At 64.2% G+C, this 15,660-nt stretch carries 15 protein-coding genes; 9 read left to right on the top strand and 6 right to left on the bottom strand.

What is annotated here, in order from left to right:
* Nucleotides 1-21 precede the first annotated feature (21 nt).
* Nucleotides 22-1,575 carry a leucyl aminopeptidase gene (locus tag AC0X69_RS18445; RefSeq protein ID WP_482609586.1) on the bottom strand — a complete coding sequence of 518 codons (1,554 nt, stop codon included), beginning with the start codon at nt 1,573-1,575 and terminating at the stop codon, nt 22-24.
* Between the two features lie 392 nt (nt 1,576-1,967).
* Between AC0X69_RS18445 and lptG the strand changes: the two genes are divergently transcribed.
* Nucleotides 1,968-3,053, top strand: coding sequence for an LPS export ABC transporter permease LptG (lptG, locus tag AC0X69_RS18440; protein WP_482609584.1), 1,086 nt, complete (start codon nt 1,968-1,970; stop codon nt 3,051-3,053).
* Nucleotides 3,053-5,620: an LPS-assembly protein LptD gene (locus tag AC0X69_RS18435; protein WP_482609582.1), complete on the top strand. Its 2,568-nt coding sequence runs from the start codon at nt 3,053-3,055 to the stop codon at nt 5,618-5,620. The genes lptG and AC0X69_RS18435 overlap by 1 nt, the downstream gene beginning before the upstream one ends.
* Before the next feature lie 29 nt (nt 5,621-5,649).
* Here the strand turns inward: AC0X69_RS18435 and AC0X69_RS18430 are convergent, their stop codons facing one another.
* The gene (locus AC0X69_RS18430; RefSeq protein WP_482607591.1) at nt 5,650-6,777 is read right to left on the bottom strand and encodes an IS630 family transposase; all 1,128 of its coding nucleotides are present in this window, start codon (nt 6,775-6,777) and stop codon (nt 5,650-5,652) included.
* A 190-nt stretch (nt 6,778-6,967) separates the two neighbouring features.
* On the opposite strand from AC0X69_RS18430, the gene AC0X69_RS18425 reads away from it, so the two are divergent.
* From AC0X69_RS18425 to aat, 6 genes are all read left to right on the top strand, one after another.
* Nucleotides 6,968-7,729, top strand: coding sequence for a DsbA family protein (locus tag AC0X69_RS18425; protein ID WP_482609580.1), 762 nt, complete (start codon nt 6,968-6,970; stop codon nt 7,727-7,729).
* An 89-nt stretch (nt 7,730-7,818) separates the two neighbouring features.
* A complete protein-coding gene (gene aroQ, locus AC0X69_RS18420) occupies nt 7,819-8,262 on the top strand; it encodes a type II 3-dehydroquinate dehydratase (RefSeq protein WP_482609578.1) in 444 nt (147 codons plus the stop codon).
* A 7-nt stretch (nt 8,263-8,269) separates the two neighbouring features.
* Nucleotides 8,270-8,806 (top strand): acetyl-CoA carboxylase biotin carboxyl carrier protein, encoded by a 537-nt coding sequence (gene accB / locus AC0X69_RS18415; protein WP_482609576.1) that lies wholly within the window; start codon nt 8,270-8,272, stop codon nt 8,804-8,806.
* Between the two features lie 10 nt (nt 8,807-8,816).
* Nucleotides 8,817-10,175, top strand: a complete 1,359-nt coding sequence (gene accC / locus AC0X69_RS18410; RefSeq protein WP_482609574.1) for an acetyl-CoA carboxylase biotin carboxylase subunit — start codon at nt 8,817-8,819, stop codon at nt 10,173-10,175.
* Nucleotides 10,176-10,190: 15 nt separating this feature from the next.
* Nucleotides 10,191-10,517 carry an MliC family protein gene (locus AC0X69_RS18405; protein WP_482609572.1) on the top strand — a complete coding sequence of 109 codons (327 nt, stop codon included), beginning with the start codon at nt 10,191-10,193 and terminating at the stop codon, nt 10,515-10,517.
* 71 nt (nt 10,518-10,588) lie between these two features.
* A complete protein-coding gene (gene aat, locus AC0X69_RS18400) occupies nt 10,589-11,257 on the top strand; it encodes a leucyl/phenylalanyl-tRNA--protein transferase (RefSeq protein ID WP_482609570.1) in 669 nt (222 codons plus the stop codon).
* Here aat and AC0X69_RS18395 read toward each other — a convergent pair.
* The gene (locus AC0X69_RS18395) at nt 11,254-12,012 is read right to left on the bottom strand and encodes a DUF2155 domain-containing protein (RefSeq protein WP_482609568.1); all 759 of its coding nucleotides are present in this window, start codon (nt 12,010-12,012) and stop codon (nt 11,254-11,256) included. The genes aat and AC0X69_RS18395 overlap by 4 nt on opposite strands.
* Before the next feature lie 86 nt (nt 12,013-12,098).
* Nucleotides 12,099-12,506, bottom strand: a complete 408-nt coding sequence (locus AC0X69_RS18390; protein ID WP_482609566.1) for an NADH:ubiquinone oxidoreductase subunit NDUFA12 — start codon at nt 12,504-12,506, stop codon at nt 12,099-12,101.
* A 135-nt stretch (nt 12,507-12,641) separates the two neighbouring features.
* Here AC0X69_RS18390 and AC0X69_RS18385 point away from each other — a divergent pair, with 135 nt between their 5' ends.
* Nucleotides 12,642-13,850 carry an FAD-dependent oxidoreductase gene (locus tag AC0X69_RS18385; RefSeq protein WP_482609564.1) on the top strand — a complete coding sequence of 403 codons (1,209 nt, stop codon included), beginning with the start codon at nt 12,642-12,644 and terminating at the stop codon, nt 13,848-13,850.
* A 155-nt stretch (nt 13,851-14,005) separates the two neighbouring features.
* Here AC0X69_RS18385 and AC0X69_RS18380 read toward each other — a convergent pair whose 3' ends face one another.
* A complete protein-coding gene (locus tag AC0X69_RS18380; RefSeq protein WP_482609562.1) occupies nt 14,006-15,013 on the bottom strand; it encodes a YVTN family beta-propeller repeat protein in 1,008 nt (335 codons plus the stop codon).
* A gap of 59 nt (nt 15,014-15,072) precedes the next feature.
* Complete coding sequence (locus AC0X69_RS18375; RefSeq protein WP_482609560.1) at nt 15,073-15,660, bottom strand: SRPBCC family protein; 588 nt, start codon at nt 15,658-15,660, stop codon at nt 15,073-15,075.

Below are 15,660 nucleotides of genomic sequence, written 5' to 3'. Positions count from 1 at the left end.
AACTGCAAGGACTACGACCGCTTACCCCTCGTAATAGTCGCGCACCAGCCGATCCAACAGCCGGACGCCCCAGCCCGCGCCCCAGCTCTGGTTGGTGTCGCTTAGCGGCGAGCCCATGCCGGTGCCGGCGATGTCGAGATGCGCCCAGGGCGTCTTGCCGACGAAGCGCTGCAGGAAATGCGCGGCGGTTATGGAGCCTGCGTGGCGGCCGCCGGTGTTCTTCATGTCGGCGAATTTCGAATCGATCAGCTTGTCGTAGGCGGGGCCCATCGGCATCCGCCACAGCTTCTCGCCGATGTGGTGGCCGGACTTGGTCAGGCGGTCGGCGAGTTCGTCATTATTGGAGAAGAGCCCGCAATATTCCTGGCCGAGGGCGACGAGAATGGCGCCGGTGAGCGTCGCGAGATCGATTACGGCCGCAGGCTTATGCTTTTCAATGACATAGGTCAGCGCATCGGCGAGGACGAGCCGCCCCTCGGCGTCGGTGTTGACGATTTCGATCGTCTGGCCAGACATGGATCTGACGATATCGCCCGGCCGTTGCGCCTTGCCGTCCGGCATGTTCTCGACGAGGCCGAGGATCCCGACCACATTGGCCTTGGCCTTGCGGCCGGCGATGGCGTACATCGCGCCGGTCACGGCCGCGGCGCCGGCCATGTCGCCCTTCATGTCCTCCATCGACGCCGCGGGCTTGATGGAGATGCCGCCGGAGTCGAAGACGACGCCCTTGCCGACGAAGGCGATGGGCGCGCCCTCGGCCCCGCCGCTCCAGCGCAGCACGACCAGCCGGCTGCCCGCCTCCGATCCCTGGCCAACACCCAGAAGCGCGCGCATTCCGAGTTCGGACATCGCCTTCTCGTCGAGGACCTCGACCTCGACGCCGAGCTTCATCAGCTCAGACGCACGGCGGGCGAATTCGGGCGGGGTGAGAACATTCGCCGGCTCATTGACGAGAGTCCTTGCGAGAACGACGGCTTCCGCCAGATGGCCGCTGTCGGACATCGCCGCTTCTGCGGCGCCCGGATCCGCCAGGGCGACGACCATCTCCATCGGGCCGTCGCGATCCGTCTCGTCTTTCTTCTTTGTCTTGTAATGATCGAACTTATAGGCGCGCAGCCAGCCGCCGAGCGCGAATTGGGCGACCGAATCGTGAGCTGCGGAAATCCCCTCCGGCAGGTCGAACAGCACGACCGCCCGCCCGCCCGCGCCGACTTTCGCCGCCGTCTGCCCGCCGAGCGCGAAGAAATCATCGAAGGGCTTCGCAGACTGGCCAGCCTCGCCCTCCGCCTCGTCGCCCGCGCCAAGGCCCATCAGAATCACCCGGCTCGCGGGCGCCCCCGGCGCCGCCAGGACCTCTAGCGATGTCCCCGATTTGCCCTTGAATTTCGCCGCTGCGGCGGCGCGCGAGAGATGAGTGGAGGCGTCCTTGAGAACGCTCGCGGCGCGCTCGCCCATCGCGAGATCGCGGCCGACGAAGGCGACGAGCGTGCGCGGATGCCCCTCCTCCTCGGGCTGGCGCAGCAGCGCTTCGGCTGCGTCGAAGGGCTGAAGTTCATATTTCGCGTTGACGAGCATCAGGGCCTCTTGCCTCCTCCGCCTGAGCGGAAGCCGTTCCGGCGCGAATGCGCCGGATTTTTCGAGAAATTAGCGCCGGCGGCGCGCCAGGCGCGCAATTTGACGGGATTGGGGCGCACTATCTTCCGCCGGACGGCGACGGTCAATCGCCGAGCGTTCGCTTTTGGAGCCGTTTCAGGCTGCATTTCGCCGCCGTGGAATCGCCGCGATCTTTCCGCAGAAGTCCAGCGTGGCGCAAAAGCAACGCTCGCGAATTGAATGTGTGGGAGCGGCTCCGAGGAGCCGCGCGACGCTTGCGCGCAAAGATGCGAGCGTCTAGCGATCGTTAACTGGGCATTAATTGCTCGCGCCTGGGGCGGCGCGCCAAAACGCAAAGGGGGAGAGCCGCAGCCATGATCGGGGCCACGATCACGCGCTATTTCGCGCTGCGGTTCATGCGCACCATCCTGGCGATTTTCTTTACGATCTTCTGCCTGATGTTCGTGGTGGTGTTCGTGGAGATGCTGCGGCGCTCCAGCGACAACCCGCAGGCGGGCGCCGCCACCGTCGCGCTGATGACCGCGATGCGCGTGCCGGCCACCGCGGAGATGATTCTGCCGTTCGCCGTCCTCTTCGGATCCATGGCGACCTTCGTCGACCTTACCCGGAAACTGGAGCTGGTCGTCGCCCGCGCCGCCGGCATGTCGGTCTGGCAGTTCATCGCGCCGCCGACGCTGACCGCCCTTCTGATAGGGGTTGTGTCTGTTGCGATCTACAACCCTGTCTCGGCGTCGATGAAGCAGCGCTCCGAACAGATGGAGTGGGATCTCTTCGGCGTGCCCGGCAGCTTGCGGATCGATCATGGCGTCTGGCTCCGCCAGCATGGCGTCGACGGCCTCGCCATCATGCACGCCATGAATTCCTCGAACGGCGGCTCCGAGCTCACCGGCGTCAGCGTCAATATCTATGCGCCGCGCGGCGGCTTCCTCGAGCGGGTGGAAGCGGGTCACGCGCGGCTCGAGCCCGGCGTATGGGTGCTTGAGAACGCGCAGGTGAGCCTGCCGGGAGAGCCGGCGCGCGTGGTCGGTTCTTACATGCTCGCGACCGAACTGACTCCTGAGCAGGTCGCCGCGGCCACGACGCCTCCGCAAGGCACGCCTTTCTGGTCATTGCCGGAGATGACGACTCGCACCGCCGAAGCGGGTCTCGACGCGACAGGCTATCGCCTTCAGTTCCAGATGCTTCTCGCGCGACCGCTGTTGCTCGTCGCGATGGTTCTCGTCGCCGCTTCCTTTTCGTTAAGATTCTTTCGATTTGGCGGTGTGGCGAAAACCCTTTCGGGTGGCGTGGCCGCAGGCTTCATGCTTTACATTCTTACTAAAGTCCTCTCGGATCTCGGCGGCGCAGGTATGATCAGCCCTGTCGTGGCCGCATGGTCGCCTGCGCTTGTCGGGAGCATGTTGGGCACGGTTATCTTGCTGTACTCGGAGGACGGCTGATGGCGATCGCCAGCCCCTCCCGGAGGCTTTCCTTCATCGCGGCCGTCCTCGTCATCGCCGAGGCGGCTTTCGCCAACTCCGCCATGGCGGCGCCGCCGCTGGGGGCCGACGGCGCGCGCATGGTCGTCGAGGCGAAAGAGCTCGTCTACGACGAGAAACGGAACACCGTCACGGCGCGCGGCGCCGTCCAGATTTATTACAAGGGCCGGCTGCTCGAAGCCGACCGCGTCACCTATGACCGGAACACCTCGCGGGTGTTCGCCGAGGGGAACGCCAAGCTGACCGAACAGGACGGCACCGTCGCGCGGGCGGAACGTTTTGATCTCACCGACGACTTCAAGAACGGCTTCATCGAGAGCCTGCAGGTCGACACCGCCGACAACACGCATTTCACCTCGCCCCGCGCCGAGCGGGCCGGCGAGACGACGACCTTCGAGATGGGCACCTACACCGCCTGCGAGGCCTGTCGCAACGATCCCTCCAAGCCGCGCACCTGGTCGATACGCGCCAAACGGATCATTCACGACAACGTCGAGAAGATGGTCTATTACGAGGACGCCTCCCTCGACCTGCTCGGCGTGCCGATCGCCTATGTGCCTTTCTGGTCCTCGCCAGACCCATCTGTGAGGCGCAAATCCGGTTTTCTGTCGCCGGTCTTCACCTATCGCTCGCAGCTCGGCGCCGGCTTCGGCGTCCCGTACTTCTGGGCGATCGCGCCGGACTACGACCTCACGGTAACGCCGATCTATTTCACGCGGCAGGGCCCGTTCGTCACGGCCGAATTCCGCCAGCGCTTCGACTTTGGCGGCTATACGATCCGCGGCCAGGGCACGCATGTCGGAGATACGGGCGCATTCGCGCCGGCCCCGCTCGGCGCCGGCAATAAGCAGTGGCGCGGCTCAATTCAGTCCTTCGGCGACTTCTGGCTGAATGACCGCTGGCGCGCGGGCTGGGACATCACGGCGCTGTCCGATCGTTACTTCCTGCAGGATTATCAGCAATATAACTATCTCCTGCAGAACTACTTCTTCCGCGAAGCGTCCTCGACGATCTATCTGACCGGACAGGGGCCGCGCAGCTACTTCGACATGCGCGGATACTATTTCCAGCTGCTGTCGCCCAACGACGTGCAGGCGCAACAGCCGGTCGTCCATCCGGTGATCGACTATAACCGCGTGCTCGACATCGATCCGGCGGCGACAGCCGGCGTCGGCGGCCAGCTCGAAGTCGACGCCAATGTGACGAGCACTTCCGCAAGCGTCGCCAACTTCGAGTCCATCCAGCCCCGCACGCTCGACCGTATTTACGGTCTCTACAACGTTTGTCAGATCTACGGGCGCGCGCCCGATCCCGCGCAGAGCGGCTGTCTGCTGCGCGGCGTCGGCGGCGATTACGAGCACGCAACGATCAGCGGCGCCTGGAAGCGCAAATTCATCGATCCGGTCGGCGGCGTGTGGACGCCCTTCGCCTTCGCGCGTTTCGTCGGAAGCTACCTCAACTACGATCGCGAGGGCTTGTACCCGATCTACAATCAGAGCCTGTCGCCGATCCCCAACGCCGCGCAGGGCCAATTCTTCGACGGCGCCGACAATCGCTTTCGCGGCCAAGCGCTCCCTGGCATCGGCGCCGAATGGCGTTATCCGATCCTCGCCAGAAGCTTTGTCGGCGACATCGTCTTTGAACCGATCGCACAGCTGGTCGCGCGTCCTAACCAGACGTCCATCCCCTCGCTGGTCAACATCGACGCGCAAAGCCTCGTCTTCGACGACTCGACTTTGTTCGAATGGAGCAAATTTTCGGGCTACGACCGCTTCGAGACGGGCACACGCCTCAATTATGGCGGGCAGGCCACCATGTCGCTGTCGAATGGCGGCTTCATCAACGCAATGATCGGCCAGTCGCGCCAGATCGCCGGCGCCAATTCCTACGCGCAGGCCGACGCCGCGAATGTCGGCCTCGATTCGGGCCTCGACTCGCGAGCTTCGGACATTGTCGGGCGGTTCGCTTTCGCGCCGTCGTCCGTCCTCAGCCTCGTCGCCAAGGGCCGCTTCGACAAGGGCAGCCTGCGCGCCCGCCGGCTCGACGTGCTCGCGACGTTGAACCTGGATCCGATGTCGCTCCAGGTGCAATACGCCAATTATGCTTCTCAGCCGGCCATCGGCTTCGACGTGCGTCGTCAGGGGCTGTCGGCGACCGGAAGATACGACATCACCAAAAACTATTTCCTCACCGGCACCGTCACCTTCGACATGAGCCGTTATCTCTATAACGCGCTGACGACCATTCCTGCGACGACCGTGCCGATCACCGGCATCAATCTCACCGGCACGGCCCCGCTTTTCTCGGTTGCGACGCTGGGCGGCGGCATCGGCTATCAGGATGAATGCACGACGCTGTCGATCAATTATTCGCAGATCTATCAGCCGCAGTCGTACACGGGCCTTCCCGCGCGCAACCAGACGGTGATGGTCACGCTTCAGTTCCGGACCTTGGGCGAAGCCAAGTTCAACTACGGCGTTGGTTCGGTTCTGGTGAACGACGGCGTTCGGAACAACCTGCCGCGCTAAGCTACTCTAGTGTCCTGATTCAGAAGTTTCTATCCAGCTTTGGCTTGGAGGTCGAGGGTGCGACGGCAGAAGCGTTCGATGGAGGCCAGAATGTCGTCGGCTGACTTGGTCCAGCGCAGCGGCTTCGGATCAGCGTTCTGTTGGGCGAGGAAAGCCTTGATGGCGGCGATGAGGTCTTTGACGGACTTGTGCGCGCCTCGCTTGATCTGCTTTTCGGCCAGCAGCGCGAAGAAGCGTTCGACCTGATTGATCCACGACGACGATGTCGGCGTGAAATGCATGTGCCAGTGGGGCCGCTTGGCGAACCAGTTGCGGATCACTTGCGTCTTATGGCTCGAAGCGTTGTCCATCACGACGTGAATGTCGAGGCCGGCGGGAACGTTGCTCTCCACTTCGTCGAGAAACTTGCGGAACTCCTGCGCGCGATGGCGCGGCATGCATGTGCCGATCACACTGCCAGCCTTCACGGTCGTCTCAGCCGTGACAGCAGCGATGAAGCCGGCAAAGAGCGTCGTAGTGCCGTGGCGGTCGTAGTCGTGCGTGCGCCGCTCGACTTGTCCAGGGCGCATCGGCAGCAGCGGCTGCGTTCGATCAAGCGCTTGTATTTGGCTCTTTTCATCCACGCATATCACCAGCGCCTTGTCGGGCGGATCGAGATAGAGGCCAACGATGTCGCGCACTTTCTCGACGAACTGCGGGTCGGTCGAGAGCTTGAAAGTCTCGGTGCGATGCGGCTGTAGGGAGAATGCACGCCAAATGCGATGAACCGACGAAGTCGACACGCCCGATGCTTTCGCCATGCCGCGCGTGCTCCAGTGCGTCGCGTTCTTGGGCTGCGTTTCGAGTGTCCTGGTCACGATCTCCTCAACGCGGTCGTCGCCGATCTTGCGTGGCGCGCCACAGCGCGGCTCATCGTCGAGACCATCGAGACGGTGCTTGGCGAAACGCTCGCGCCATGTGCGCACGGTCTGCCGCGTTACACCGACCGCAGCCGCGATCTCGCAGTTGTTGAGCCCGTCAGCGGCCCGCAACACGATCTCCGCGCGTTGCGCATGCCCACGCGCCACCTTGCGTCGCCGGACGAGCCTTTTGAGGTATTCCCGTTCGTTCTCGCTGAGCTCAATCTTGCTCGCTTTGGTCGCTCCGTCCCTCGCCATGCCGCCCTCCCGAATCCCGCCTGGGCCGAAGGAATCACAATCGCGAAAACGTGGCTAGTAATTTCTGGGACAGGACACTAGGTAGATGTCCTATCCTCAGGTCGGGAGGACGCCCGCCGTCTCCCGTGCTACAAGGCCGCGACGCAGGGGCGCCCGAATATAGAAGCGCAGTCGCGCAAAGGAGAATGTAATGAGCTTTTTCGTCTCGCTTGCCGCCGGCGCATGTCTGGCTCTCGGGGCGGCGACGCCGCTTTTCGCGGAGGAGCTCTCAAACAAGCAGAAGGTCGAGATCGAGAAGGTCGTGCACGACTACATCATCTCCAATCCGGAAGTGATCAGGGACGCCATCGACGAACTCGGCAAGCGACAGAAGGTCGCCGAAGCGGCGACGCGCGAGAAGGCCATCGGCCAACAGGGCGACAAGATCACCAGCTCGCCTAATCAGGCCGTGGTGGGCAATCCCAAGGGCGACGTCACGCTCGTCGAGTTCTTCGATTACAACTGCGGCTACTGCAAGCAGTCTCTCAATTCCGTCGCCAAGCTGATCGAGGCGGACCCCAAACTGCGGGTGGTGCTCAAGGACTTCCCGATTCTCGGACCGGACTCCGTCGAAGTGGCGCAGATCGCCACCGCGGCGCGCATGCAGCTCGACAGCCAGAAATTCTGGGATTTCCATCGCAAGCTGCTCTCGACGCGCGGCCACATCGGCAAGCAGCAGGCGATGGCGGCGGCGAAAGAGGTCGGCGCCGACATGACGCGTATCGAGAAGGACATGTCCAGCGCGGAGACGAAGGCCGCATTGGACGAGGTCGCGGCGCTCGCCGACCAGCTGCGGTTCGACGGGACTCCCGCCTGGGTGATCGGCAAGGAAGCGATCGTCGGCGGCGTGCCTTACGCGCAACTGAAAGCGAAAATCGAGAACATGCGCAAATGCGGCAAGACCGCTTGCTAGCCCGCGACGGGCTTTCTTTGGGGCGACAATAAGGCTAAGACAGGCAACCTGCCGTCGTTGAGATTTTCGGGAACGTTTTCGGAAGCGCTATGTCAGCCGTCCATGTGCTTAACGGTCCCAATCTCAATCTCCTCGGCAGGCGCGAGCCGGCGATTTACGGAACAGCCACTCTCGATGACATACGCGCGACGCTGGAGAAGCGTTGCGCGCAAAATGGCGTGTCGCTCGTCTTCCGCCAGTCCAACCATGAAGGCGATCTCGTCACCTGGATTCAAGAAGCCGGGGGTGCCGGCGCGCCCGTCATTCTGAATGCTGGCGCGCTGACGCATACATCGATCGCGCTCTATGATGCGATCAAAGGCGCGGAAGCCGTCGTCATCGAAGTGCATCTGTCCAATGTGCATGCGCGCGAAAGCTTCCGGAGCCATTCCTTTATCTCGCCAGCGGCCAGGGGCGTGATCGCTGGATTCGGCCCCCTGTCATATATCCTTGCCCTCGAAGCTATCTTTGAAAGCGAACTGAGAAAGAGCTGAGACACTTATGGCGCGCAAAGCTCAACCGCCTCGCACCGCTCCTTCCCGCAAGCCCGCGCCCGCGAGCGCAACCACGGTCGACGCAGATCTGCTTCGCACGATTGCGGAACTCGTCGCCGGCAGCGACTTGACCGAATTTGAAGTGGAGAAGGGCGATCTGCGCATCCGCGCGGCGCGCACCCCCGCCGCAGCGGTCGCGACCGTCGCCGCCGCGCCGCCGCCCGCGGTTCACGCCCTGTATCCGCCGCCGGCGGCGTCTAAGCCGGCGGCCGCGCCGGCTCCTGCGGCTCCAGAGCCGGCCGCCGAACTCCTGGATGCGGTGAAATCGCCGATGGTCGGCACCGCCTATCTGCGACCCAACCCGGACGCGAAGCCCTTCGTCGAGATCGGGACGCGCGTTTCCGTCGGCGATAAGCTCTTGCTGATCGAGGCGATGAAAACCTTCAACGACATCGTCGCGACGAAGTCGGGCGTGGTTACGGCCATTCTCATCGAGGATGGCCAGCCAGTCGAATATGGCGAACCTCTCCTCGTGATCGAGTAGGCGCACAGGGATGTTCGACAAGATCCTTATCGCCAACCGCGGCGAAATCGCCCTGCGCATATTGCGAGCAGCCAAGGAACTGGGCGTCGCGACGGTCGCCGTTCATTCGACAGCCGACGCCGACGCGATGCATGTCAAGCTCGCGGACGAGTCGGTCTGCATCGGACCGGCGCCGGCGCGTGATTCCTATCTCAATATCCCTGCCCTGCTCTCCGCCTGCGAAATCACCGGCGCCGACGCCGTGCATCCGGGCTACGGCTTTCTTTCGGAGAACGCGCGCTTCGCGGAGATCCTCGAAGAGCACAACATCACCTTCATCGGCCCGAAGTCCGAGCACATCCGGCTGATGGGCGACAAGATCGAAGCCAAGGCGACGGCGAAGAAGCTCGGCATTCCGTGCGTGCCGGGCTCGGACGGCCCTGTCCTGAGCGAAAAGGAGGCTCTAAAGGTCGCCGAAAAGATCGGTTTCCCCGTGCTGGTGAAGGCGGCGTCCGGCGGCGGCGGCCGCGGCATGAAGGTGGCGCGCGACGCGCATGACCTTGGGATCGCCATCGCCACCGCGCGCACCGAGGCGAAGGCTGCGTTCGGCGACGACACCGTCTACATCGAGAAATTCCTCGAGAAGCCGCGTCACATCGAGATTCAGATTTTCGGCGACGGCAAGGGACAGGCCGTTCACCTCGGCGAGCGCGACTGTTCGCTCCAGCGGCGTCATCAGAAGGTCTGGGAAGAAAGTCCCTCGCCTGCGCTCAATGACGCGCAGCGCATGGAAATCGGCGAGATCTGCTCGCGCGCGATGCGGGACATGCAATACGCCGGCGCGGGCACGATCGAGTTCCTTTACGAAAACGGCGAGTTCTTTTTCATCGAGATGAACACGCGCATCCAGGTCGAGCATCCGGTGACGGAGTCGATCACCGGCGTCGATCTCGTGTGCGAACAGATCCGCGTGGCGGCGGGCTCCCCGCTCTCACTGCGCCAGAAGGACATCTGGTTCTACGGCCACGCCATCGAATGTCGTGTGAACGCCGAGCATCCCCTGAGCTTCAGGCCGTCGCCGGGACGCATCGCCTATTATCATCCGCCGGGCGGCGTCGGCGTTCGCGTCGATTCGGCGGTCTATCAGGGCTACACAATTCCGCCGAACTACGACTCGCTCATTGGCAAGCTGATCGTGCATGGACGCAATCGGACCGAGGCGCTGATGCGGCTGCGGCGCTCGCTCGACGAGTTCATCGTCGACGGCATCGACACCACGCTGCCGCTGTTCCGAACGCTCGTGCGCAACGCCGACGTTCAGAACGGAACTTACGACATCCATTGGCTGGAGCATTTTCTGGCGACGGGCGGCATCGAGCCGGGTTTTTAAGGCGTGAGGGTGAAGATGATGAAGCGCACGGCGTTGGCGGTGTTCGCATCAGTGATCGCAGCGGCGGCGCCGCTCTCGTCCGTCGACGCCAAAGCCGTTGTGCGCGGTCCCTTCGTCTTCACATGCTCGGGCGATTCCAGCGCCGCGCTCACCGTCACTTTTCTCGGCGCGAAAGCCGATCGCGCCAAGCTCGTCTTTAAGGGCGAGACCGTGATGGCCAAGCAGGCGATGGCCGCGAGCGGCGCGCGCTACGTCGCTAAGGACATCGAGTTTTGGAACAAGGGCGACGACGCCATGGTAGAGTGGCGTGGAGAGAAACTGAACTGCACGACGCGGAATTAAAAATATCATTTCCGATAGAAACTCGTCGCCTCAGGGTGGCGCGGCGCTCGCGCGCCGCTATCCTTCATTAAATGTCGCGCCTCAACGCCCCCTATGCGATCACCCCGCATCTACTGCTGCGGGCCTATTCCATCGGTCTTTTCCCAATGGCGGAAAATGCCGAGGACGATCAACTCTACTGGGTCGATCCGGAACGGCGCGCCATCTTTCCGCTCGACGGCTTCGCGGTGTCGCGCTCCTTGGCAAAGACCGTGAGGTCCGATCGCTTCGAGGTGGTCGTCGACCAGGATTTTGACGCCGTGATCGAGGCTTGCGCCGCTCCAGCATTTCGCCGCGAGCGGACCTGGATCAACGCAGAAATTCGTAGGCTCTATCGCGCGCTGTTCGATCTTGGCTTCGCGCATACCGTGGAATGCCGCCGCGAGGGCCGTCTTGTCGGGGGGCTTTACGGCGTCGCTCTTGGAAGCGCGTTTTTCGGCGAGAGCATGTTCCATCTCGAGCGCGACGCATCGAAGGTCGCGCTCACACACCTGATGGGCCGATTGAGAGCGGGCGGCTTCCAGTTGCTCGACACGCAATTCATCACGCCGCATCTCGCCTCGCTCGGGGCGATCGAAATTTCACGCGAGGAATATCACGTCGCCCTCGAACGGGCGCTCGCCATGAAGGCGAATTTCTGTGTCTGGCCGCAGCGGCGGCCGGTGCGGGGCGCTCAGGCGCTGGCCGCGCTTTCCGATTAGAAGGGAAACAACGGATTGCCCGCTGGAGCGGGCGCCGCAGCCGGGGCGCCCTGTTCGGAGCGGCGGCGCTTCTTTTTGCGTCCTCCGGCGGGCGGCGCAGCTGTGGCGTCGTCCGGCGCAGGAGCGGCTTCGGGCTCGACGGGGACCGGAGCGGCCTGATCGGCAGGCCCGATCGGCTGATTCTCCATCGGCGGCGGCGCCGTCGGCTCGACCCTGCGCGAACGGCGCTTCTTGCCGCTCTCGGCAGGAGGCGTCGCCGCCTCAGCCTCGGCAGGCGGCGCAGCGGGCGCGGCCGCTTCGGCGGGTTGCTGCGCGACCGTTTCCTTGCCGCCTTTGCAGTCGACCAGCCAGACGTCATAGACGGGATGTTCGACCCCGTGGAGACCTGGACTCGCCGCGAACATCCAACCCGAGAAGATACGCTTGGCCTCCTGTTTGGAGTCGGCCTTGACGGTCTCAGGCCTCGGATCGCTACGGCGTTCCGGCTTGACGATCAGCTCGTCCACCTCGACGAAGCTCGTCGTCTGCGGCGTTTCCGTCTGCGGGCGCGTATTGCAGACGCGCGGGGTCACCTGCAGCGTGCCGAATTGCACGGTTTCGTCGATGGCGACGTCGAAATTGATGATGCGGCCGGTGGTCTTGTCGAGCCCGGCGAAGATCGCGGTCGGATGACGGATCGGCTCGGCTGACGCGGCGACCGCAAGCAAAGTCCACGCGCCGACAGCCGCTGGCGCAAGGGACAGGGGCAATTTCATCCGATCACCGCATGATTCTCCGCCGACCCGACAAGCAGGCGGCGGACGAAAGCAGGCAACAAAGGCGTTTCCAAGGAGAGCGCCGCTCAGCCTTCGGGCCGCCAGGGGGCGTAGTCGCCGCCCGCAGGCGGACGCTGGCCCAGAGCCAATTGGGAGCCCGGCGGCCGATAAGCCTGCGGGGTGCCGGTCATATTGGGCTCATAGGGTTGTTCCCACCCGCGCGGCCGATAGGTCTCGTCCGTCGGCGGCGTGTCCACGGTGTGGTGCAGCCAGCCGTACCATCCAGGGGGCGTGGCCGAGCCTTCGGCGTAGCCGCTATAGATCACCCAGCGTCGTTCAAAGCCCAGCGCCGGATCGATCTTGCCGCCGCGCCGACGGTAATAGACGTTGCCGAATTCGTCTTCGCCGACGCGCTCGCCGTAAAGCAGCGTCCAGAGGCCGGTGCTGAGCGTGGCGCGGTTCCACCAGGTGAAGAAGCGAACGATGTAGGACATGTAGCTGCGTCCTCGGATTTCGTGGCCCCTTATTGCGTCTGACGGCGCCAATGTCCAGCCTTGCCGCAATCCTTGATGATTCGAGTCAAACAGCACTCGCGCTCGCGCTTGAGGCGGCCAGAAACGGAGGACCGCATGTCCGCGACCCTGTCCACCCAATGCTGCGTCGTCGGCGGCGGCCCCGCCGGTCTCATGGCCGGCTTTCTGCTGGCGCGCGCCGGCGTCGATGTGATCGTCCTTGAAAAGCACGCCGATTTTCTGCGCGACTTTCGCGGCGACACGATTCATCCGTCGACGCTGCGGATCATGGATGAACTTGGGCTGCTCGACGAATTCCTGCGGCTGCCGCACCACAAGGCCTATGAGCTCTCGGCCTGGATCGGCGAGCGTCAATACAAGGTCGCCGATTTCTCGAGCCTGCCCGGCAAGTGCAATTTCGTCGCTTTCATGCCGCAATGGGATTTTCTCGATTTCATCGCCGAACATGCGCGCGCGCTGCCGAGTTTCCGTCTCTTTATGCAGACCGCCGGCGACGACCTCCTGTTCGACGGCGAGCGCGTCCGCGGCGTTTTGGCGAAGGGCCCCGACGGAGAGCTGAGGATCGAAGCCACGCTCGTCATCGCCGCGGATGGGCGCAGTTCGCTGATGCGCGCCGACGCGAAGCTTCCCGTGGAGGATTTCGGCGCGCCGATGGACGTGCTGTGGTTCAAGCTGCCGCGCAGGGACAGCGACCCGGACGAAAGCTTTGGCCGCGTGGCGCCGGGGCGCATGCTGGCGATGATCGACCGCGGCTCATATTGGCAGTGCGGCTGCATCATTCCAAAGGGCGGCGCCGAGGAACTGCGCGAGAAAGGGATCGAGGCCTTTCGCGAGTCAATCGCGCGACTGACGCCCTTCCTCGCGGATCGGGTTAGCGCGCTTGAGGATTGGCGCGACGTCAGCCTGCTCACCGTTCAGGTCAATCGCCTCAAGGTTTGGAGCCGCCCAGGACTGTTGTTCATCGGCGACGCCGCGCACGCCATGTCGCCGGTCGGCGGCGTCGGCGTGAACCTTGCGATCCAGGACGCCGTCGCCGCCGCCAATCTCCTTGGCGCGAAGTTGCGGGATAATTCGCTGAGCGATGAGGATGTGCGCGCCGTGCAGCGGCGGCGCGAATTTCCCACGCGCGTCACGCAGGCCATTCAGCTGGCGATCCAGGATCGCGTGGTGCGCAGCGTGCTCGCAGCGCAGAAGCCTTTCGATGCGCCGCTGGCGTTGCGGCTGCTGAACGCCATGCCGCTGCTGCGACGATTGCCGGCGCGGCTCATCGGGCTCGGCGTGCGGCCCGAGCATGTTGAAACGTAACCGCGATGCGAATGCCGCCGTTTCGTCGGGCGTGTGTCATTCCCGGCGGGCCGCAGGCCTGACCGGGAATCCAGAACAGGTCCGGCGGAGTTGAATTGCGATTCTGGATTCCCGGTCGCGCGCCTTGCGCGCGCCGGGAATGACAATCTCAGAGATCAGTCCGCGTCACGAATGAAGGCGCCGAAGGCGCGCGGGCCGTCGCCGGTCTCCGCCTTGCCGAGAATTTTGAGCGTCTGCGCGTCGACGGCCCAAAGCTCGTTCGAGAACCAGTTCGCGACATAGACGCGCGCGCCGTCGCCGCTGACCGCAAGCCCTTCCGGGTATTCGCCGACCTTGAGCGTTTCGAGCGGCGCCAAACTGTCTGCGTCGAACACGCTGACGCTGTCGCCGTGCTGGTTGGCGACGAAGACGCGGCCCTTGGCGAGCGCCACCGTATAGGGCCGGCTGCCGCATTTGAGCGTCGCGATCACCTTGCGCGCGGCAAGATCGACGACGCTCACGTCATCCGACTCGACATTGGCGGAATAGGCGCGCGCGCCGGAGGCGTCGATCGTCACGCCGAAAGGATGCTTGCCCACTGCTATGGTCGCGACGCGCGAAAAGGTCACCGCATCGATGAGGGAAAGCGCATTGTCGTCGCGGTCGGCGACGATGATCGTCTTGCCGTCGGGCGCGACGGCGACGCCCGACGCCATGGCGCCGACGCCGACGCTGCGCTGCGCGCCGCTCGCGAGATCAATGTCGACGAGGCGACGGCCGTAGAGATCGGCGACATAGACGCGTTTGCCGTCGGGGCTGGCGGCGACGCCGAGCGGCCCGCCTTCGACCGGAATGCGCTTCTCGATCTTGCGGGTCGCGGCGTCGACGACGGTGAGAAACTTGCCTTCGGGACTGGTGATGAAAGCGCGCGCGCCGTCTCGCGACACGGCGATCCCCGCCGGCTTGCCGCCGATGGGCAGAGTCGCGACCGTCTCCATTCTGGAAAGATCGACAATCGAGAGCGCATCGGCGCCCTGCGCGGTGACGAAGGCTTCGGCGGCGGATGCGGGGGAAGAGAGCGGGAGAAAGAAGAGAAGCCCGGCAAAAAAGGCGCGCGCCCATCCCCTCGCCCCGTTTGCGGGGAGAGGGTTAGGGTGAGGGGCCGGGGCATGTGTCCTAAACATTTGATTATGCGCCACAGGTTCGGAAAATCACCAAGCCCCTCACCCTAACCCTCTCCCCGCTATTGGCGGGGAGAGGGAACGCTGACTTCCACTTTCGCCTTCAACGCCGCGAGATAGGCGCGCTGCAGCGCCGTCACCGCCGCGAGCGCGACGTCGTCGTTCAATTCCGGCGGAGGGTCGTTCTTGGGATAGCCGCGATAGAAGCGCGCCTTCCACTCGACTTCGGTCGCGCCGCTCGCAGCCGGGCGCAGGGTGATCAGCGCGGTGTAGTTGGTTGCCGGCAGCCGCTTCACATCATCGCCTTCGCGGTGAACGCCGAGCATCATCCGCTCCGGGTCGCGCTTTGTGAGCAACTCCTCGACGACCCCGCCGTCAGCCATGATCAGTCTGCGACGCGCCTGATCGGGAACGTCTCCGCCCGACGCTTCGACGCGCACGACGCCCGGCAGCCACTCGGCGTGCGCGAAGTCAGCCACAATCGCCCAGACTTTGTCGGGCGGCGCATTAACGGTCGTCGTTTCGACGACCTTCAGCGGCGAAGCGCCATGCGCCGCGAGCGCCAGGCTTGGCGCAAGAACGACGAGAGCGGCCGCGGCGCGAAGAAAGATCCGGCGCGACACGGCGATCCTGACTGACGCTTTGCGCAT

This window comes from Methylocystis sp. Uni0008 (assembly GCF_056838045.1).
This window is presented reverse-complemented; position numbering and strand designations above follow the sequence as displayed.